Annotated in this window: 20 protein-coding genes; 19 read left to right on the top strand and 1 reads right to left on the bottom strand. The window is 69.9% G+C overall.

Going from position 1 to position 17949, the window contains the following annotated elements; all coding sequences use genetic code 11:
* Nucleotides 1–357: 357 nt before the first annotated feature.
* From OTB19_RS37375 to OTB19_RS37305, 15 genes are all read left to right on the top strand, one after another.
* Nucleotides 358–1383: a GntR family transcriptional regulator gene (locus OTB19_RS37375; RefSeq protein WP_267803254.1), complete on the top strand. Its 1026-nt coding sequence runs from the start codon at nucleotides 358–360 to the stop codon at nucleotides 1381–1383.
* A 195-nt stretch (nucleotides 1384–1578) separates the two neighbouring features.
* Nucleotides 1579–2100: a hypothetical protein gene (locus OTB19_RS37370; protein ID WP_267803253.1), complete on the top strand. Its 522-nt coding sequence runs from the start codon at nucleotides 1579–1581 to the stop codon at nucleotides 2098–2100.
* A 218-nt stretch (nucleotides 2101–2318) separates the two neighbouring features.
* Complete coding sequence (locus OTB19_RS37365) at nucleotides 2319–2993, top strand: 6-pyruvoyl trahydropterin synthase family protein (RefSeq protein ID WP_420716989.1); 675 nt, start codon at nucleotides 2319–2321, stop codon at nucleotides 2991–2993.
* Nucleotides 2990–3721, top strand: a complete 732-nt coding sequence (locus OTB19_RS37360; RefSeq protein WP_267803252.1) for a 7-carboxy-7-deazaguanine synthase QueE — start codon at nucleotides 2990–2992, stop codon at nucleotides 3719–3721. Before OTB19_RS37365 ends, OTB19_RS37360 begins: the two co-directional genes overlap by 4 nt.
* A 16-nt stretch (nucleotides 3722–3737) precedes the next feature.
* A complete protein-coding gene (locus OTB19_RS37355; protein WP_267803251.1) occupies nucleotides 3738–4202 on the top strand; it encodes a phosphoribosyltransferase in 465 nt (154 codons plus the stop codon).
* Between the two features lie 86 nt (nucleotides 4203–4288).
* Nucleotides 4289–4948, top strand: a complete 660-nt coding sequence (locus OTB19_RS37350; RefSeq protein ID WP_267803250.1) for a dTMP kinase — start codon at nucleotides 4289–4291, stop codon at nucleotides 4946–4948.
* Nucleotides 4938–5975 (top strand): radical SAM protein, encoded by a 1038-nt coding sequence (locus tag OTB19_RS37345; RefSeq protein WP_267803249.1) that lies wholly within the window; start codon nucleotides 4938–4940, stop codon nucleotides 5973–5975. The genes OTB19_RS37350 and OTB19_RS37345 overlap by 11 nt, the downstream gene beginning before the upstream one ends.
* Nucleotides 5972–7084 carry a DegT/DnrJ/EryC1/StrS family aminotransferase gene (locus OTB19_RS37340; RefSeq protein WP_267803248.1) on the top strand — a complete coding sequence of 371 codons (1113 nt, stop codon included), beginning with the start codon at nucleotides 5972–5974 and terminating at the stop codon, nucleotides 7082–7084. Before OTB19_RS37345 ends, OTB19_RS37340 begins: the two co-directional genes overlap by 4 nt.
* Complete coding sequence (locus OTB19_RS37335; protein WP_267803247.1) at nucleotides 7072–7728, top strand: PolC-type DNA polymerase III; 657 nt, start codon at nucleotides 7072–7074, stop codon at nucleotides 7726–7728. Before OTB19_RS37340 ends, OTB19_RS37335 begins: the two co-directional genes overlap by 13 nt.
* A gap of 25 nt (nucleotides 7729–7753) precedes the next feature.
* Nucleotides 7754–8527: a thymidylate kinase gene (locus tag OTB19_RS37330; RefSeq protein WP_267803246.1), complete on the top strand. Its 774-nt coding sequence runs from the start codon at nucleotides 7754–7756 to the stop codon at nucleotides 8525–8527.
* Nucleotides 8524–9198, top strand: coding sequence for an HAD family hydrolase (locus OTB19_RS37325; protein WP_267803245.1), 675 nt, complete (start codon nucleotides 8524–8526; stop codon nucleotides 9196–9198). Before OTB19_RS37330 ends, OTB19_RS37325 begins: the two co-directional genes overlap by 4 nt.
* The gene (locus tag OTB19_RS37320; RefSeq protein ID WP_267803244.1) at nucleotides 9198–10163 is read left to right on the top strand and encodes a phosphoribosylaminoimidazolesuccinocarboxamide synthase; all 966 of its coding nucleotides are present in this window, start codon (nucleotides 9198–9200) and stop codon (nucleotides 10161–10163) included. Before OTB19_RS37325 ends, OTB19_RS37320 begins: the two co-directional genes overlap by 1 nt.
* Before the next feature lie 80 nt (nucleotides 10164–10243).
* Nucleotides 10244–10906, top strand: a complete 663-nt coding sequence (locus tag OTB19_RS37315; RefSeq protein ID WP_267803243.1) for a PolC-type DNA polymerase III — start codon at nucleotides 10244–10246, stop codon at nucleotides 10904–10906.
* A gap of 55 nt (nucleotides 10907–10961) precedes the next feature.
* Nucleotides 10962–11606 carry a disulfide bond formation protein DsbA gene (locus OTB19_RS37310; protein ID WP_267803242.1) on the top strand — a complete coding sequence of 215 codons (645 nt, stop codon included), beginning with the start codon at nucleotides 10962–10964 and terminating at the stop codon, nucleotides 11604–11606.
* A gap of 125 nt (nucleotides 11607–11731) precedes the next feature.
* Nucleotides 11732–12568, top strand: a complete 837-nt coding sequence (locus OTB19_RS37305; RefSeq protein ID WP_267803241.1) for a class I SAM-dependent methyltransferase — start codon at nucleotides 11732–11734, stop codon at nucleotides 12566–12568.
* 89 nt (nucleotides 12569–12657) lie between these two features.
* On the opposite strand, the gene OTB19_RS37300 is transcribed toward OTB19_RS37305, so the two are convergent.
* On the bottom strand, nucleotides 12658–13188 hold the full coding sequence (locus OTB19_RS37300) for an NUDIX hydrolase (protein WP_267803240.1): 531 nt from the start codon (nucleotides 13186–13188) through the stop codon (nucleotides 12658–12660).
* Between the two features lie 399 nt (nucleotides 13189–13587).
* Between OTB19_RS37300 and OTB19_RS37295 the strand changes: the two genes are divergently transcribed.
* From OTB19_RS37295 to OTB19_RS37280, 4 genes are all read left to right on the top strand, one after another.
* Entirely contained in the window at nucleotides 13588–15477 is a 1890-nt protein-coding gene (locus tag OTB19_RS37295) for an ATP-binding cassette domain-containing protein (RefSeq protein ID WP_267803239.1), read from the top strand.
* 140 nt (nucleotides 15478–15617) lie between these two features.
* Entirely contained in the window at nucleotides 15618–16505 is an 888-nt protein-coding gene (locus OTB19_RS37290; protein WP_267803238.1) for a phosphotransferase enzyme family protein, read from the top strand.
* On the top strand, nucleotides 16502–16975 hold the full coding sequence (locus OTB19_RS37285) for an NUDIX domain-containing protein (protein WP_267803237.1): 474 nt from the start codon (nucleotides 16502–16504) through the stop codon (nucleotides 16973–16975). The genes OTB19_RS37290 and OTB19_RS37285 overlap by 4 nt, the downstream gene beginning before the upstream one ends.
* Nucleotides 16972–17748 carry an MFS transporter gene (locus tag OTB19_RS37280; protein WP_267803236.1) on the top strand — a complete coding sequence of 259 codons (777 nt, stop codon included), beginning with the start codon at nucleotides 16972–16974 and terminating at the stop codon, nucleotides 17746–17748. The genes OTB19_RS37285 and OTB19_RS37280 overlap by 4 nt, the downstream gene beginning before the upstream one ends.
* Nucleotides 17749–17949 lie beyond the last annotated feature (201 nt).

Here is a 17949-nt window from a genome sequence, read left to right as displayed (position 1 = left end):
GAGGGATCACCAGTTCGGAACCTGGGTTCGAAGACACACGAACGGCCGTATCGACGGGGAGATCAGCTGTCCGCCAAGCGGGATCCGAAATGTCCGCCTACAAGGATCTTGCGCTGTCCGCTCTCACGGGCCCGGCCTCTACCTCCGGGAGCGCCCCGCGCCACGCCACTCCCGCGTGCCGGAGGAGGTCCCGTGCGCACGATGACCCTCCCCGCGGTCGACAGCTCCCGTGTTCCCGTTCCCCTGCCGGCCGCCGCCAGCTTCGCTCTGCCCGTTGTGTCCCCCGCTGGTGTCACACCGGAGGGCTTGAGCTTCGACGTCCGCCGGGCCCTGGATATGGCGCACCGGGGTGCCCTGATGATCGAGACACATGCCGCCGGATACGCGGCGTGGATCCGCTCGACGGTGTCCCTCTGGATGCCTCTGGCACTCGAAAGGGCCAGGGCCGCCGCCGGATCAGCCAGTGACACCGGCCGATGGGCCGGCCTCATCACCGCTGCCGACCAGGCCCAGGCCGACCTGACCACGGTAGTGCAGATCCGTGCGGCCGCCCGTGCCGTTCACGCCCTGCTCGGTGCTCTGCAGAACAGCGCTCCGCTCTGCCCGCCGGTTGCGGAGATCGCTGCTCGGATCACCGCGCACGTCGCAAGCCGCCGGTACGCACCGGGGATGCTGCTGAGCAGGGAGGCGACGGCCGGTGACCTCGGCGTGCCTGCCGATCTGGTGCCACTCGCCTTCGCGGACCTTTCAGCAGCCGGCCTGCTGACCTCCTCCCATCACCGAACCATGGTCTGCGGGTCCCGTGACGACCGGCCCGGCCGGGCACGCCACCTCGCCGACCGTCTGCTCGACCAGATGGCCTTCGGGCTCTACCCGCCCGAATCCAGCCTTCCGGGCGCCGCAGAGCTCGGCGACTACACCGTCTCCGACGTGAAGCTGGTCACCGAGGCCCTGTGGCTCCTGGAGCACGACGGGTGGATTGCCCGGAGACGGGGTCGGCCCGCCCTGGTCCTGCCCTCTGCTCATCTGCTCGCCCGGCCCGAGTACCTCGCGGAGCTCCCTCCTGCCCAAGGCGGAAGGTCTCCCGCGCCAGAGGTGCTCCGCCTCGCGATGCGCGAAGCCCACAACGCATGGCGCCACCGCCGCTTCTTGCCTCCCGAGGAAGTCACAGCACGGTGGGAGAGCCTGCGGGAGATGGCCGTCGAGCTGCTGGCGGACCGCACCGAGGACACCATCGGGCCTCCGGACCGTGGCCGGCACGCCGTGCTCCTCCTCCAGGAGGCGGTCCATGCGCCCCTCCCGGACACAAGCCTGCTTGGGATGTGGCACACCGCCCGGATGGCTGCCGCCCTGCGCCTTTTCCTGACCTTCACTCGCGGCTGAAGACCTACCCCAGACCGCCCGGTGTACCGGCGACCCTGACCAGAAAGGAATCGACCGCTCATGTCCGAACACGTACCGACGTCCGCGGGCACTGCCATGTGCTCCTCGGCTGCCGCCGCGACTGACGCGGTGGACCCCGAAGCGGCGGGTGGGCCCCACGCAGGCCGCCCTGCAGTCCGGTTCACGGAGGCCGAGTTGAACGTCATTCGGTTGATCAGCAACGGCCGGACGATCGCCGCCGCCGCCAAGATCCTCAACATCAAGCACAAGACGGCCTCCCTCCACCTGGCCAACGCCTATGGTCGGGCTTTCGGCACGTACATGGGCTCCGGCTCCGCCACGGTGCGCACCCAGCTCCTCACGCTGCTGGACTACGCCTTCACCGTACGAGCGCTGGTTCCGCCGCCTGCAGGCCGTCTGGCCCTTGGCGAGCTCCCACGGCGGATCCTGCCGCTCGTCGTGGCTGGCGTCCCGACCGGTGAGCAGGCGGACCGCCTGGGCAGGACCCCCGCGGACGTGGCCGCAGCGACCAAACGGCTACGCGAGGAAGCTGGCCTCGGACCTCACGAGTACTGGAACCGCGCCGTCGGGTGGGGCCACGCCAACGGCCTCCTGGCTCCCATCGCCAGCTCGGCCGTCACCCCCGAGCCCGCCGACACCATGCCGGCGACCGGTGTCACCAGCCAGCCCCTGTGCGCGCGAGCCCTGCGGGCGTAGGCGCCCGGCCCACATGACCATTCCGCCCTCCTGACCACCGGCTCACCCCTCATGGCCGTGGCCGCAGCCTCAAGGAAGGACTCCCTCTCGTGCATATCGAGGTACCACCTCCGGACGGACCGGGCGCTCTGGCGCCGCCGAGCACCGTCGCCGATCCTCCGCCAGTCACGGGCTCGACCGCCCCGTCCGGGTCGGGGGCGAGTGAGGCGCAGTGGCGCATCGGCAAGGCGTTCAGATTCGAAGCCACGCGGCGAGTCGACGACCGACACGACGGGCGGTCGTTCACGGCGGAGGCCGTGCTCTCCGCCAGCACCCTGAGCACGGAGGGCTTCGTCGTCGACTTCGGCGAACTCGCTCCGCTGCGCCAGTACATCGCGGCCGTCTTCGACCACCGGCTCCTCAACGACCAGGTGCCCGACGTCAGCAACAAGGGGCTGGCCCTGCACCTGGCGGACTGGGCACGCCTTCATCTTCCCGCCGCGGCAGCAGCAGCGCTGGTGGAGGTGCGGGTGCGTACCGGCCGGCCGATCCCTCCCGCGTTCGCCGCCTCAGCCGCCTTCGACGCGACGCACCGTCTGGAGGGGCTGGCCGCAGAGCACCAGTGCAGCCGCCTACACGGGCACTCGTATCTCGTCACGATCCCAGCCGAGGGCGCCGCCTATCCGCGGCCCGCGAACATGCCCAGGATCCTGGCTCACCACGTCACCGGCTCGTTCCACGGCCAGGTTCTCAACGACGTGCTGCAGGTCAACCCGACCTGCGAGCACCTGGCCGAGTACTTCGCCCGCTGGCTGGAGGACCGCGCCATCACCCCCGGCAACGGCCGGACCACGCGGGTCCGTGTTTCCGAGACCGAGAGCAGCTGGGCCGAATTCGAAGGAGCCCTTCGATGACCGGCATCATCTCCCGCCAACTCCCGCTTGTGCGGCGTGCCGAGGCCCTGGTCCTGTGCGAGGTCTTCGGGCCTACGCTCCAAGGTGAAGGCCCTTCGGCCGGGCAGCTCGCGATGTTCGTCCGGCTCGCTGACTGCAACCTGGCCTGCAACACCTGCGACACGAAGTACTCGTGGGACTGGAAGAACTACGTTCGCGGCGAAGAGACCATGGTCGTCCCGGTCGACGGTGTGGTGCAGCAGGTCCTCGAACACGACGTGCAGCTGCTCATCGTGACCGGAGGGGAGCCGCTTCTGCAGCAGGAGCAGCTGACCCGGCTGGCCGCCGCGGTCACGGCGGCCGGGTGCCGGGTGGAGATCGAGACGAACGGAACGATCGCGCCCTCCCCCGAACTGGACCCGTACATCCACCTGTACGTGGTCTCCCCGAAGCTCGCGCACATGGGCATGTCCACGGACCGGCGGATCAGGCCCGAGGTCCTCGCCGCTTTACAGGCGAGTGGCAAGGCCGTCTTCAAGTTTGTCCTCGACGGTCTCCAGGACGCGGCCGAGCTCGCGGCGCTGCAGGAAGAGCACGGCCTGGCCCCGGTGTGGGTCATGCCGCAGGCCACCTCAGCCGAATCCGTGCTCGCCGGGATGCGGGAGCTCGCCGACGTCGCCATCGAGCGCGGCTGGAACCTGAGCAGCCGCCTGCATTGCCTGCTGTGGGGGGATGAACGTGGCCGTTGACCTGCCAGTCACGTGCATGGATTGGGTCGACATCGAGGGCCAGGTCCGCAGGATCGCCGACGGAGTCGAGCGCGACGGGCTGCCCCAGGCCATCGTCACCGTATTACGGGGTGGGGGCACGCCGGCGGTGTGGCTCTCCCATCTCCTCGATGTGCGCGACTTCCGCGCGATCACCGTCACCCACACCCTCGACGACTCCCCCCACGCTCCCAAGGGTGCGCAGCCCGCGGCCCTGGACGTGGCCGGTCTCGGGGACCTGTCCGGCCTGGATGTCCTGCTCGTCGATGACGTCGCGGGCAGTGGGGACACCCTGGCCGCCGCCGTGCGGCTGGTCACTGAGGCCGGGGCCAACCGAGTGCGGAGCGCGGTGTGTGTCGTCAACGAGGACAACTGGACGGGCGGCCTGCCGTCGGCGGCCGTCGTGACCTACATCGGGACGCTGATCCGCGGCTGGGTCGTCTTCCCCTGGGAGGGAAAGTAATGAACGCTGTCCGAACACCTGGCCAGGCCGCAATGACGGCCCCTGTTCCTCCACCCCGTCGAGCGGAGACTGTCCAGGCGACGTGGGTGAGTGTCGAAGGCATCAACGGGGTCGGCAAGACCGACGCCGTTGTGGGCACCGCCGCCGCTCTGGGGCCGCGGTGTCTGCGTCTGGACGAGGTGACCGACAAGGCCGGCGACACCCTGCCCGGACAGGTGGTCGCCGCGCTCAGCGCGGACGGTGACGTCTTCCTGCGCACCGGGCACCCCGTCGCCGAGACCCTGGCCCTGCTCGCACTGAAGGTCCGTGAGTTCGAGCAGCTGACCGCTGGCGACCTCGCCGGGGTGGACGTCGTCTTGGAGGACCGGGGCGTGGATACCACGGCCGTGTACCAGGCCGTGATCCTGGCAGCCCAATATCCAGGCACCGACATGCTGGTGCTGGCGGAGCGTATCTTGGCGACGACCGCCCGGTGGCGGCCTCTCCCAGATGCGACCATCCTGCTGACCGGCGACCGGCGCCTGTGCACCGCCCGGTTCGCGGCACGGGCGGAGCGAGTGTTCTCCGCCCTGGACCAGCAGATGTTCGCTCAGGCGGAGGCCCTCTACCTCGATCTCGCGGGCGCCCACCCGGAGCGGTTCACCATCCTGGACGTGACCGGGTACAGCCGCGAGGAGACCGCCCAGGCGCTGACGCAGACCGTCCAGAACCTGCTCCGTACGCGGGAGGCCGTCCATGCGCCGTGACGTCACCCTGCTCTGGGCCTTGCGCTCCCGGTGCGCGCTGGCCTGCACGTACTGCTACTTCGGCACCGTCGAAGAGCACAAGGTCAGCCCGCCCAACGAGCTCGGTGTCCTGTCGCACATCGCGCGCAACGACCTGAGCGCAAGCGCGCTGATGGACTTCGCCCGGACGCTGGACGGCTCGCCGGTCGGGCGGGTCGTCATCGCGGGTGGCGAACCGCTGGACTGGCCCGGCGCCCTCGACCTGATCCAGGTGATCAAGGAGGCGGGTTGCGAGGTCGTCATCGCGACCAACGGGATCCCACTCACCCGCCCCGGCGTCGCCGAACGCCTCCTCGAGCTGAAGGTCGACGGGGTGTCGGTGTCCCTGGACAGCGCAGACCCGGACACCAACGACCTGCGCAGGCCCTCACGCTCCGGGAAGACTGGCCATCGCGATGTCGTGGCTGGCATCCGTGCCCTGCTCCAGGCCCGAGACGCCGAACCCGCACCGCGGGTCGGCCTCTACACTGTGGTGATGCGCCCGGCACCGCACGAGATCACGGACGTGGCCCGCTTCGGCGCCGAACTCGGCGTCGACTACTACGTGCCGCAGCCGATCTCGCTGGCCCCCGACCACAAGCTGTTCGACGAGCTCGCCCACACCAGCGACGACGTGCCCGCCGTCGCACGGGAACTGGCCCAGCTCCACGCGGAACCCCAAGGCCTGGCCGTGCCCGATGCCTCCTCGCTGTTGCGGTTCGCCGCCGCGATCTCCACCCAGGGCAGCGGACGGGTGCGGGACTGCTTCGGCGGTGCTCGGCTGTTCTTCGCCCAGCCGGACGGGTCGCTGTGGGACTGCCCCTCCGACCGGCGGATCGCCGCCACCCCGCCCGAGCGGCACCGCACCATCTCGGGTGGCGACGCCCGTGTTCTCTTCGCCGACCGGCCGGCCTGCACCGACTGCTCCCTGTTCAGCCGGGACTGCGTGAACATGTGGCCGCTCGTCTTGGACATGCCCCGTCTGCTGACCTCGGAGGCGGCCTCGTGACGCTGTTGCCGCTGCCCGACAGCCTCACCCCGCTGCTGCGGGAGACCACGATCGCGCTGTCCGCGATGCCCGACCCGGCCGGCGCCGCCCGTGCTGGCGCGTACGAGGAGGAACTCGCCGAGACATTCGCCACCGCGCACGCCGTGGCCGTGTCCTCCGGAACAGCCGCCGTGCACACTGCGCTGGCCGCTCTCGGGATCGGCCCCGGTGACGAGATCCTCGTACCGGCACTGACCGTGATCATGACGGTGTCTCCGATCGTTGCCCTGGGCGCGCGGCCCGTCTTCGTGGACAGCGACCCGCAGACCCTGGACATCGACTACGAGGATGCCGCCCGCAAAACCACGGCCCGCACGAAGGCGATCATCGCCGTGCACCTGTGGGGGCGGATGGGTGACCCCGCCCGGCTGCGGATGTTCGCGCTCGGCCACGACCTGGCCGTGATCGAGGACGCCGCGCAGGCGGTCGGGAGCTCCCGCGACGGCTACCGGGCCGGCACCGTCGGCAGCGCGGGCTGCTTCAGTACCAAGGACGGCAAGATCCTGTGGAGCGGTGAGGGCGGCTTCATCCTCACCGGCGACCGCACGCTCGCCGAGCACGCCCGTGCGTATCGCGGGCACTGGCTGCAGCCCCCGCCGGGCAGCCGGCCCCAGGCCCAACTGGCCACCAACGCCCGCCTCGCCGAGCCCCTGGCTGCGATCGGCCTGGCCAACCTGATCAGGCTTCCCACCCTGATGGAGCGGCGCCGTGCGCAGGCCGAGCGACTGGTGCGGTTCCTGGACGGCGCCCCTGGCCTCCGTGTCCTGCAGCCCACGCGCGGGGAGCAGTGGAACCACTACGCGCCGCTCCTCCACCTGGACCTGCCGCAGCCGCGGGCATTCGCCGAGCACCTCGCCGAGCAGGGGGTACCGTCCTCGACCGGCAGCTTCCGTCTCGTGCCCTGCGACACCCGTCCCGCGTTCACCGTGAGGGACCACCCACCGTGCCCGGGTGCCGCCCTCATCCTCGACCGGACGCTCGCGGTCGTCCTGGATCAAGGGGACGACGAGGCCGTGATCGACCGGTACGCCGCGATCATCACCAAGGAGGCCGCCACGTGGGAGCCCTGACCGACGATCCCGCCCTGCGGGAGATGACCTTCGTCGTCATCGACTTCGAGGGAACCACGCCTGCCGGGCACCCCCCGCAGCCGATCGAGGTGGCCGCGCTCGCCCTCACCTACACGGGAGCCGGCTGCTGGAGGGAGAACTGGGCGTACGAGTCGCTGATGAAGCCGCCCCCGTTCGCCCCGCTCACCGTGCTCGACACCCGGCAGACCGGCATCACCGAAGCGATGCTCGCCGGCGCACCCGACCCCGCCGAGGCCATGGCCCTGCTGGACGAATGCCTGCGGTGGGGGCCGTATGTGCTGGTGGCCCATCACGCCAGCACCGAGGGCAACCTGATCTACCACCGCAGGGCCGACTGCCCGGTGCTGGCCGCCACCGGCCTCCTCGACACGATCCCCCTCGCAAAGCAGCTCCTGCCGGACCTGGAGAACCACCGGCTCGACACGCTCCTGGGCCACTACGAGATCCCCCGGCCCCCGGACCGCCATCGGGCCATGGCCGACGTCAAGGTCACCGCGGACGTCTTCGGCCGCCTGATCGCCCAAGCCGACACGACCGGAGCCCTGAGCAGTCTGCACGCGCTCATGGCCATGGCCGGGCGCCGCGCGAAGGCTAACGAGCCAGTCCAGAGCGGCCTGTTCTGATCCGTCCGGCACACGAAAGGGCCACATGACCAGCCTCACCACCATCCCCCGGCCTTGTACCCGAGGGCCGCTGATCTCCGCCGAGGGGCTCAACGGCGTCGGCAAGACCTACCTCACCAACCGTGCCGTCGAGACCCTCGACCAGCAGCCGCTCCTGCTCGACGAGTTCTCCCAGCGGGCGCACGGGCGCCTGGGGCTCGGTGAAGCCCTCCTCCAGACCCTGCGCGATGCCGGAGGCGGGGACCCCTTCCTGCGCGGCGGGCTGCCCCTGACCGAGGCCCTGATCCTCATGGCCATCAAGCGCCACGACCTGGACACTGTCCTTCCCGACCTGTCGGCTGGGCGTGCCGTCATCGAGGGGCGCAGCGTCGACAGCACGGCCGTGTGCCAGGCCCTGCAATTGCATCCCTACGACCCGGACACCGCCCTGGAGACGGCTGGTGCCCTCCTGTACCTCGCCTCTTCCTACCGTCCGCTCCCGGACCTCACGATCCTCGTCACCGACGACGCCGACCAGGCCGCAGCCCGCGCACAGCGGCGTGATGACCGCGTCTTCACCAGCGAGCAGGCCGAGTTCATGCGCGACGCCTGCCTCCTCTTCGAACGCCTCGCCGCCACCGATCCGGACCGATACCGGGTCCTGGACCGCCGCCACCTGGACGAGTACGAGGCCGCCGAACAGATACGGGCATGGATCCTGGCAGCCGGCCACGGCTTGGCCTGCATGACCGAACCCTGGCAGGGACCCGGCGCACCATGCGTGTGCTGCGGCCAGCACCCCGAGCAGGAGCGGACATGAGCGACACAATCCGGCTCCCGGCCTGCTCCGGCCCCACCCCCGGCGAGGCCTGCGTCCCCGCGATCCCGACCGGATTCAGATCCCTGATCCTCGACTACGACGGCACCCTCGCCGACACGGCCCCCGGCAACGAGCAGGCACTGAGCGCCGCCCTCCAGCCCTACGGCATCGACCTGGACTCCCACTGGTATGGACAGCACGTCGGGCTGTCCATCCACGACCTCCTGGCCGCCCTCCCCGGCGGGCAGGCACTGCCCCACGCCGAGGTCATCCAGCGCAGCCGCTCCAACCTGCTGGCCTCCATGCACACCGTCGAGCCCATCGCGTGCGTCCTCGCCCTACTCCGCAGTGCCCGCCGCGCCGGTCTGCGGTGCGCAATCGCATCTAACGCCAGCCGAATCCTCGTCGACCCCGGCCTCGACGCCCTGAGCCTGCGGGAGGAGTTCGCGGCCGTGGTGACACGAGAGGACGTCAGCAAGGGGAAGCCGCACCCCGCGCTGTTCACGGAGGCAGCCCGCCGACTGGGCGTCTCACCACAGAGCTGCCTCGCGGTGGACGACGCCCCCGAAGGCATTACCTCCGCCCGGGCCGCCGGCATGTGCGTGATCACGGTGGTCGGCGGCCATCTCGCCCTCACCGACGACGTACCCCAGCCGAAGGGAACGGTGTGATGCCCGTCCTGCACTCCACCAAGAACCTTGAAGTCCTCCAAGCCCCCACGGCCGCTAAGGAGGGGGTCGGCGTGTTCGAGTACACGGACAACTACACCGTCTTCCACTACGGCCGGATGCCGGACAAGATCCCCGGCAAGGGCGAAGCGGCGTGCAAGATGGCCGTCTTCAACTTCCAGCTGCTGGAAGAGGCCGGCGTGCGAACCCACTTCCGCCGGGCCCTCGGTGCTAACCGGCTCGAGTTCACCCTCGCGCGCCTCTCCGACTCAGCCGCCGACCCGCCCACTCCCGAGGCGGGCAGCTACCTGCTGCCCCTCCAGGTCCTCTTCCGCAACGAGCTCCCGCCGGGCAGCTCCGTCCACCGCCGACTCGCGGCCGGCACGCTGACCCTGGCGGAGGTTGGCCTGCGAGCGATCCCCGCGGTAGGCGAGCAGCTGGAACAGCCGGTCATCGAGTACGCGACCACGCTCGAAGCCGTCAACCGGTTCACCACCCCTGCCGAGGCGCAGACCCTCTCCGGCCTTGGCGACAACGAGTTCCGGGCGATGCGCGAGATCACCGAGAAGGCCAACAAGGTACTGACCGCGCACGCACGCTCCCTGGGACTGAGCCACTGCGACGGCAAGTTCGAGTTCCTGATGGCAGGCGACGGGAAACTGGTGCTCGCCGACAGCCCGGGGACTCCGGATGAGAGCCGGCTGATGTTCAACGGGGTGCACTGTGGCAAGCAGGCTCTGCGGGACTGGTACGTCTCCCAAGGGCACGAGATCCCGACCGGCAAACTCATCGCCGAAGCCGTCCCCCGCGACCAGTGGCCCCGGCCCGTACCGCTTCCGCCCGCGTTCCTGCCGGTGATGTCGGACCTGTACCGGTCGCTGAGCGAGACCTGGACGGGACAGCACTGGCGCAGCGCCCCGGACCTGTCGGCGGCCACCCAGGCCGTCGCCGACACCATCAGCCGGTGACCACACTCCACAGCAGACGAGCAGCACGGCAGCCGCGCCCGAGAGCGGTCCGGCGGGACCACGACGAGGACGGCGGAGACATGGGCAGCTTGACGCAGGACCCGGCGTTCGCCGCGACGACGTTCGTGGTCATCGACTTCGAGACGACCACGCCCACCGGCTACCCGGCCCAGCCCATCGAGGTCGCCGCGCTCGCGCTGCGCTACCAGGAGGGCGCCTGGAAGGAGACCGGCCGCATCACCTCCCTGATCCGGCCGCCCGCCTTCGCCCCCGTGACCCTGGTGGACACAGCCCAGACCGGCCTGACCGCCGAGCAGCTCGCCGAGGCTCCCACCCCGGCGGAAGCCCTGGGAGCCCTGGACCGACGCCTCACCGCCGGCACCCCGTACCTGCTGGTGGCGCAGCACGCGGCCACCGAGGCCAATGTCATCCACCACCAGGCGGCCCACTGCCCGGCCCTGGCCCGCACCGACCTCCTCGACACAATCCCGCTGGCCAGGCGCCTCGTACCCGGCCTGTTCAACTACCGCCTCGACACCCTCCTCGCCCACTTCGCCATCCCCCAGCCGCCCGACCGCCACCGGGCACCCGCCGACGTGGACGTCACCGCGCAGCTCTTCCGCAAGCTCATCAGCGCGGCAGACCAGAGCGGTAATTTCAGCGACCTCGCGGCCCTGGTGAAGACCGCAGGGCGCACGGCCAGGGCCAACAAGCCGCTCCAAACCGGCCTCTTCGACGTCTAGCCGCCCGGCGAGCAACGCCCCCACCAGCCATTCCGAGAAGGGACAACTTCGTTTCATGATCAAGGAACAGATACCCGCAGGGCCTGAGCCCTTGAAGGTGCCCTTCTGGTTCGACCCGCTGTGCCCCTGGGCGTGGGTCACCTCCCGCTGGCTCGTGCACGTCGAGAGAGTCCGGCCGGTGAAGGCCGATTGGCGGATCATGTCGCTGGCCTACCTGAACCTCGAACAGCGCGGCGGCGAGGGCCTCAGCGAGGAATACCGCACCCTGATGCAGAACGCGTGGGGGTCCGTACGCGTCTGCGCCGCCGCCTCCGAACACGCCGGCCCCGGCATCCTCGGCCCGCTGTACGCGGCGATCGGAACCCGACTGCACAACCAACGGCGCCGCGAGGACCCGACCGTGATCGTCGAGGCGCTCGCCGAGACGGGCCTGCCCGCCTCCCTGGCGGGCGCTGCGACGAGCGCGGAGTTCGACCCGCTCATCAAGGAGTCACACGACGAGGTCTTCGACGAGGTCGGCCTCGACGTCGGAACCCCCGTGCTCCGCATCGGCGGGACGGCCCTGTTCGGCCCCGTACTCAGGCAGGCCCCCAGTGGGGATGCCGCCGGACAGCTGTGGGACGGCCTCGCCATGGTCGCAGCGACGGACGGCTTCTTCGAACTCAAGCGCAGCCGCAACGCCAAACCGTCCTTCGACTGAGCACAGCAGCAGCCCGACGAGCCTGAAGCGCACGTGGACCATCGAAATCCCCCGTGACTCCGGCACGAGCAGATCCAATTCCCTCGCCGCGCGCGGCATCCCGATTACGGAGACGAGGTCGACCGTTGGAGTACGACGCCCTGACCGGCTGGGACGATGTCACCACCGCAGAGGCCTACGCGGCTTTCACCCGCGCTTACCCGATGTACAGCGCCTCCAGCCGCGACTTAGCCGCGCGCGCCGCTCTCCCCCGCAGCCGTGTGGTCGTCGACCTGTGCGGCGGCACCGGTACCACGGCCGAGGCCATCCTCGCTCTGGCACCAGCCGACGCCACCGTCATCTCCCTCGACAGCTCCGCCGCCATGCAGCGCATCGGCCGCTACCTCCTGACCGATGCCCGGCTGACGTGGGTCAACGCGCCCGCCGAGCACCTGGCCGACCACGTCCCGGGACACAGCGTCGATGCCGTCGTGTGCAACTCGGCGATATGGAAGACCGATGTCGCCGCCGTGGTCACCGCAGTGCGCCGAATCCTGCGGCCCGGTGGCCGGTTCGTCTTCAACATCGGCGGAGCCTTCGCCGGCGTAGCCCACCCCGACTCTCTAGTCCCACCAGACGGCCCCTCCGGCACCTCCCTGATCCAACCGATCGCCGCCCGGGACTACGGCATCACGCCGACCCCTCCAGCCCTCCCGCCGAAGCTGCCGCTCCCAGCCATCACTTACCTCTTGGCCGACGCCGGGCTGGCCGTCACCACCGCAGAGGTCACCGGCCAGCGCACCACCCTCGCCGAAAGGACGGCCTGGCTGTCCATCCCAGTTTTCGCCGGCCCCGAGGGCCCCCTCTCCTACGAGCAGAAGATGGGGATCCTCGCAGAGGCAACTGCTCAAGCCAGACCTGACGACGTCACGGTGACGAGCTGGCTCGTCATCGTCGCCGAACTTCCGCAGGCGGCATTGTGACTCTGAACCGTTCTGCCGCATCGCTGTCCACCGTGCCGTACATCCCGCGCGCCGGTCGACAGCTGCCGGGACTACCAACGGGGGACGGGCTACACGGTCCCCGCCGGCGTGGTTACCGCCCGCGCGATCCGGGACCCGACCATGCGCTCCGCCAGCTCCAACGGGTACCAGGCGGCCCCCGTCACCTCGGACTCCTGGATGCATCCAACCTCCGCTGCGGCCGTCGCGAAGGCATAGCCGATGTCCAGGTGGTAGTGGTCTGGCTCATCCTTCGCGGGCCTGGCCGGGACCTGGCCGAACTCGACATATGCGGGGTGCGCCGAGAGGGGGACGACCAGCTCGGGGTCGATTCCGGTCTCCTCGGAGAGCTCCCGCAGGGCGGCTCCGAGCAGCGTGGTATCGGTCGGCTCGAGATGTCCACCGGGCTGCAAAGTGAGCCCGTACTCGCGGTGTTCGATCAACAAGACCTCACCGCCGTCCCGCACCAGGAGAGCGCCGGCGGTCACGTGCATTGGAAAGGTTCGGCGCGAGGCGAACTCTTGGCCCTCGGTCAGGAGGCGCACCGGCTCGGCCAGCTGTCCGACTTCCTGCGGATAGCGCTGCAGGTAGGCGGTGAGCACGTCCGCGATCTCAGAATCAGTGATCGCCACAGGTGCTCACCCCCATGTCGCCGCTAAGGGGGATTCCGCCGAGACCGGCCGCTCGAAGGCGGCCAACGGGCACGTGCACAGTCTGCTCCACAGGGGTCCGTGGGGTACGAGAAGCCTCGAACTCTACAAGCGCGCCCTGCCCGATCGGCCCCAACGCGCCCGCGCCCTTGCGGCGCTTGGGACCCTCGGCGATTCGGCCAACCCCCTTTGGTGGCAGCGCCGTTGCGGGAGGCGGGTCGGTGTAGCTCCCACGGTCCGCCCGGCGCTCTATTCCGGGATTTCATGGCCGACCGAAACACATGTGTTCGAAAAATCAGCGGCTGTCGTTGAGCTTCCGACAGCATCCGAACGGCGATCCAGGGGGACCCGATGACCACATCCGGACTGCACAGCAAACCGGCCGACGCACCGCCGCCGCCGCCTCCGGCGGAAATCACCTACAGCGGGCAGTACTCCGTCAATCCGCTCGCCGAGGTTTCCTTCCGGCAGATGTGCGCCACGCTCCCGTCGGTCCTGGCCCGGATCGGCCGCCTGTCGTGGCGGACCGACCGGCAGGCCGTCCGGCTCCTGATCGGGTGCCAGATCATTACGGGTGTATCCGCCGCGGTGCTGCTGGCTGCCACCGCCCGCGCGATGGGGCCCGTACTCGGCTCCGGCAGTGCCGGCGACCGTCTCCAAGGAGCGTTGCCTGCGTTGCTCGTGGTCGCGCTCGCGGCCACGATGAACCGTGTCTCGGGGGCCGTGGCCACCTACGCCGAGCGGCGGGTCACTCCCCGGCTGACCTCGGAGACGGACAGCGCCCTGGTCGAGGCGATCTGCCGGGTTGAGGCCGCCGCCTATGCCGGGGGCGGCTTCTCCGACCGGCAGGAGGCGGCCGAGATGGGGGTGGTCCGTACCCATGTGATGGTCACCGACGCGCAGCGGTTCATGTCCTCGCTGATCCGCCTGGTCACCGCCGGCAGCGTCCTGTCCTTGCTGAACGTGATGATGCTGCCCCTGTTGCTCCTCGCCGTGCTGCCGGCCGGTATCGGCGCAGTGCTGACTGCCCGCGTGGACTACGAGATCCACTACTCCAACATCTCCGACAGGAACGTGCGCGGGATGATGCGCTGGTGGGCCACCGCGTCCCAGTACGGCGATGAGGTCCGCGCCAACAGCATGACCGACTACCTCGTCTACTGGTACCGGGCCCTGTCCGACCGGTGTGACCAGCGGAACCTGGCGGCCGCGCCCCGAACCCTGCGGATCTCCCTGCTCTCCGCGCTGGCCGGCGGCGTCTTCCTCCTCGCGACCTGGGGCGCGCTCGCCTGGCTCGCCGTGACCGGCCGGATCGAACCGGCCATCGCCGCCACTGCAGTCATCGCCGTCCAGACCGCACTCGCCGCCCTGTCCCAGGTCGTCATCAACGGAGCCGCGATCTTCCACACCAGCCTCTACCTCACCGACATGCAAGCTTTCCTCGACGAGGCCGCCGCCCGCACTCCCCAGCGCGGACCGGACGAGATCACCGGCCCGGTCGAGGAGATCCGGCTCGACGAGGTCGTCTACCAGTACCCGGGCAAGGACCGCCCCGCGGTGGACGGCGTCTCCCTCACCCTGGAGCGTGGGCAGATCCTCGCGATCGTCGGAGCGAACGGCTCGGGGAAGTCGACCCTGTTGCGACTGCTCACGGGGATCTACCTGAGCGACAAGGGCACGGTCACCTGGAACGGAAGCGACCTCGCCGCCACCGACCCGGACACCGTCTGGCGCCGCACCGGCCTGGTCCCGCAGGACTTCGCCAAGTGGCCGCTGCGGGTGCGCGAGAACATCACCCTCGGCCAGCCCCGCACCCACGATGACGACGCCGTGTGGGAGGCCATCGACGCGGTCGGCCTGCGCGAAGCCATTGAAGAGCTCCCCGACGGCCTGGACAGCCTCCAGGCCCGCGACATCTGGGGTGGCGTCGAGTTCTCCGGCGGGCAGTTTCAGCGCGAGGCGTGCGCCAGGGCGCTGTACCGCAAGCCCGACCTGTTGATCTTGGACGAGCCGACTTCTCAGATGGACCCTCGCGGTGAGCACCTGATCTTCGAACAGATCAAAGCAATCGCCGCCGACCGGATCACCATCATGGTCACCCACCGGCTGGAAAACACGAAGATCGCGGACCACATCGTCGTGATGGAAGACGGCCGGATCTCCGAGCAGGGCCACTTCGACGATCTTGTCCACGGCGGTGGGATTTTCGCGGAGCTCCTGGCGCTCTCCCAGGACCGCTGACCACGTCGCCTGCCCCTGCGGCCCGCGCGCAAAGCGGCGGGCCGCACATCACCGAGGGAGAAGCCCGTGCCTGATTTCCACAACGCGGCCGAGGTGCGCGGCCGGCGTGCGCTCGCCTCGTCCATGGAGGGAAGCGCAGCGTGAAGCAGACGGCGAAGACCCTGCCCGCGTTGTTGCTTCGCTGGGCGGAGGAACGGATCGGGGCCGTCGCGGCGGTACGTGACGCCTCGCACGACTGGGACCGCTCCCGGGTGTGGGAGCTGGAGGGCATTGGCGGGGTCTCCTGGTACCTGAAGGTCTCGCCCAGCGAGAAGTTCTACATGCGGGAGAGCCGGGCGTACCGTCATGTCGTTCCTGCCTTGGGGCACACCCGGGCACCGCAGCTCGTCGACAGTCAGGCCCGGGACCTGGTCATGCTGCTCACCTCGGTCCCCGGCGCGCCGGCGAAGGAGCTCGGCCTGGAAATCGTCGAGTGGCGGGCGGTGCACCAGCAGGCGGGAGTGCTGTGTGCCCGGCTTCATGAGGCCGGGGAACTCGAGTCCGCCGATCGGGGCGAGGCCGAGGCCTCCCTGGACGCCGCTGCAGACGGAGCGGAGAAGTACCTCGCTCGCGCCGGGGGCCGCCTGACCGAGGACGAGCGGCAGCTGATCCGGGACCACGCTGCCCGGCTTCGCCGCGTCGGCCCCGTTCCCGTCGGCTACATCCATGGTGACAACCAGCCCAGGAACTGGATGGTGTCCGAGGGCGTGCTCGCGCTCATCGACTTCGAGCGGGCCAGGCCGGCGGCCCGTGTGCAGGACTTCGTCGTCCTCACGGCCACCCAGTGGGCCGACCATCCGGACCGCGAGAAGGCGTTCCTCCGGGGGTACGGGCGGTCGCTCACCGACGCCGAGCGGCAGGCTCTGCGCTGTCTGACCGCGCTGGACGCGGTCAACTGTCTGGCCTGGGGCCCGGACAACGGAGACGAGCTGGTCACGGCCCGGGGCCGGCGGACCCTGGACCGCCTCATGAGGGAGGACCGCCCGTGAGCGCCGTACACCGAAGCATCGGCAACATCATGGTCCTGCTCCAGCGCCCCGGCGACGGCTGGGTCCTGACCGTGCGGCACCGAGAGACGTCGTGGCACTCCCCCGGGATGCTGACTGTGGTCGGGGGTCGCCTTGGGGAAGACGAGTTCCTCGACGAGGGCGCGGCGCGCGAGCTCGCCGAGGAAGTCGGCATCCACCTCTCCCCGGACCGGCTGCGGTTTTGCCAGCTGCCCCACTTCCACGCGGCGGACGGCGAGCGGGTGATCGGCGCCGTCTTCACGGTACGGGAGTGGGAGGGCACCCCGTACAACCGCGAGCCGCAGACGCACAGCGAACTGGTGTGGGTCGATCCTGCTGCGCCGCCGCCCGACTGCCATCCGTTCACGCACTCGGTCCTGACGCATTTCGCCACCGGCCAGCTGTACGCGAACGTCATCGCCCCACAGCTGCCGGGTGGTGAGACCAGGTGACGACCTCCACCCAGCCAGCCAAGGCGCGGAAGCGCGTCTCCCCGGACCTGCGGCGTCTCGTCGGCAGCGAGTGCGCGAGCCTGTCAGGCTCGGCTGTCAGCACGGTCGCCCTCCCCACCCTGGCCGCGCTGGACCTCGATGCCTCCACCACCCAGATCGCATTGCTCGCATTCCTCGGCCAGCTCCCGAACGCCATCGTGGCGCTCCCGGCCGGCGCGTTCTCAGACCGGCACGCCAAGCGCCCCCTGATGATCACCGCGGACCTCACCGCTGCCGCAGTCCTCGCGACGATCCCGGCCGCCGCCTTCGCCGGGGTGCTCGGCATCGGCCAGCTCTACGCGGTCGCCGTCGTCCTCGACATCGCCAAGATCGTGCACAGTTCGGCGTCCATCAGCTACCTGCCCGTTCTCGTCGAACCGCGCCTGCTGCAGCACGCGAACTCAAGGCTGGGCGCGGCCTCTTCGGTGGCCGACAGCGCAGGCAGCAATATGGGCGCCGCGCTGGTCGGCGCCGTCGGCGCCGCCCGCTCGATCCTCGCCGACGTCCTGTCCTACCTCGTCTCCGCATTCCTTGTGTGGCGCATCCGCACCCCCGAGCCGGCCGCCGCGCCGCCCGAGGGCCGCCACAGCCTCGCGCGGGACATCGGTGAGGGCCTGCGCTACGTGGCCGGGCAGCCCACCATCCGTACGGTGATCGCTGCCCTGTCGACGCTGAGTTTCGGCCTCGCGATTATGAACACGTATTGGGCGTACTACCTGCTTGTTCCCGCTTAACGACGGTGTTGCTTAGCGTCTGATGCCCCGTCTGACCTGCTCGTTTGCTTGTTGCACTCAGTCGGGTCGCATTGATCCTGGATCCACCGCGTAGTGGTCGGGCTGTGGATGGAGAAATCAGAAGAGGTGCCCGCTGACCTGGGATGATGGGAGTTTCTACGCTTCCATCAGACCCGAGCAAGAGGGCACCTCGTAAGTGAA

Origin of the sequence: Streptomyces sp. H27-H5, assembly GCF_026627505.1 — a bacterium.
Classification (GTDB): Bacteria; Actinomycetota; Actinomycetes; order Streptomycetales; family Streptomycetaceae; genus Streptomyces.
Note: the sequence above shows the minus strand (reverse complement) of the source record. Positions and strands in the feature narration are given on the sequence as shown.

What these genes read in the sequence shown, in the direction of transcription:
- OTB19_RS37375 (WP_267803254.1), top strand. Translation starts at nt 358, where the DNA reads ATGATCGAGACACATGCCGCCGGATACGCGGCGTGGATCCGCTCGACG.
- OTB19_RS37360 (WP_267803252.1), top strand. Translation starts at nt 2,990, where the DNA reads ATGACCGGCATCATCTCCCGCCAACTCCCGCTTGTGCGGCGTGCCGAG.
- OTB19_RS37355 (WP_267803251.1), top strand. Translation starts at nt 3,738, where the DNA reads ATGGATTGGGTCGACATCGAGGGCCAGGTCCGCAGGATCGCCGACGGA.
- OTB19_RS37345 (WP_267803249.1), top strand. Translation starts at nt 4,938, where the DNA reads ATGCGCCGTGACGTCACCCTGCTCTGGGCCTTGCGCTCCCGGTGCGCG.
- OTB19_RS37330 (WP_267803246.1), top strand. Translation starts at nt 7,754, where the DNA reads ATGACCAGCCTCACCACCATCCCCCGGCCTTGTACCCGAGGGCCGCTG.
- OTB19_RS37325 (WP_267803245.1), top strand. Translation starts at nt 8,524, where the DNA reads ATGAGCGACACAATCCGGCTCCCGGCCTGCTCCGGCCCCACCCCCGGC.
- OTB19_RS37320 (WP_267803244.1), top strand. Translation starts at nt 9,198, where the DNA reads ATGCCCGTCCTGCACTCCACCAAGAACCTTGAAGTCCTCCAAGCCCCC.
- OTB19_RS37315 (WP_267803243.1), top strand. Translation starts at nt 10,244, where the DNA reads ATGGGCAGCTTGACGCAGGACCCGGCGTTCGCCGCGACGACGTTCGTG.
- OTB19_RS37310 (WP_267803242.1), top strand. Translation starts at nt 10,962, where the DNA reads ATGATCAAGGAACAGATACCCGCAGGGCCTGAGCCCTTGAAGGTGCCC.
- OTB19_RS37295 (WP_267803239.1), top strand. Translation starts at nt 13,588, where the DNA reads ATGACCACATCCGGACTGCACAGCAAACCGGCCGACGCACCGCCGCCG.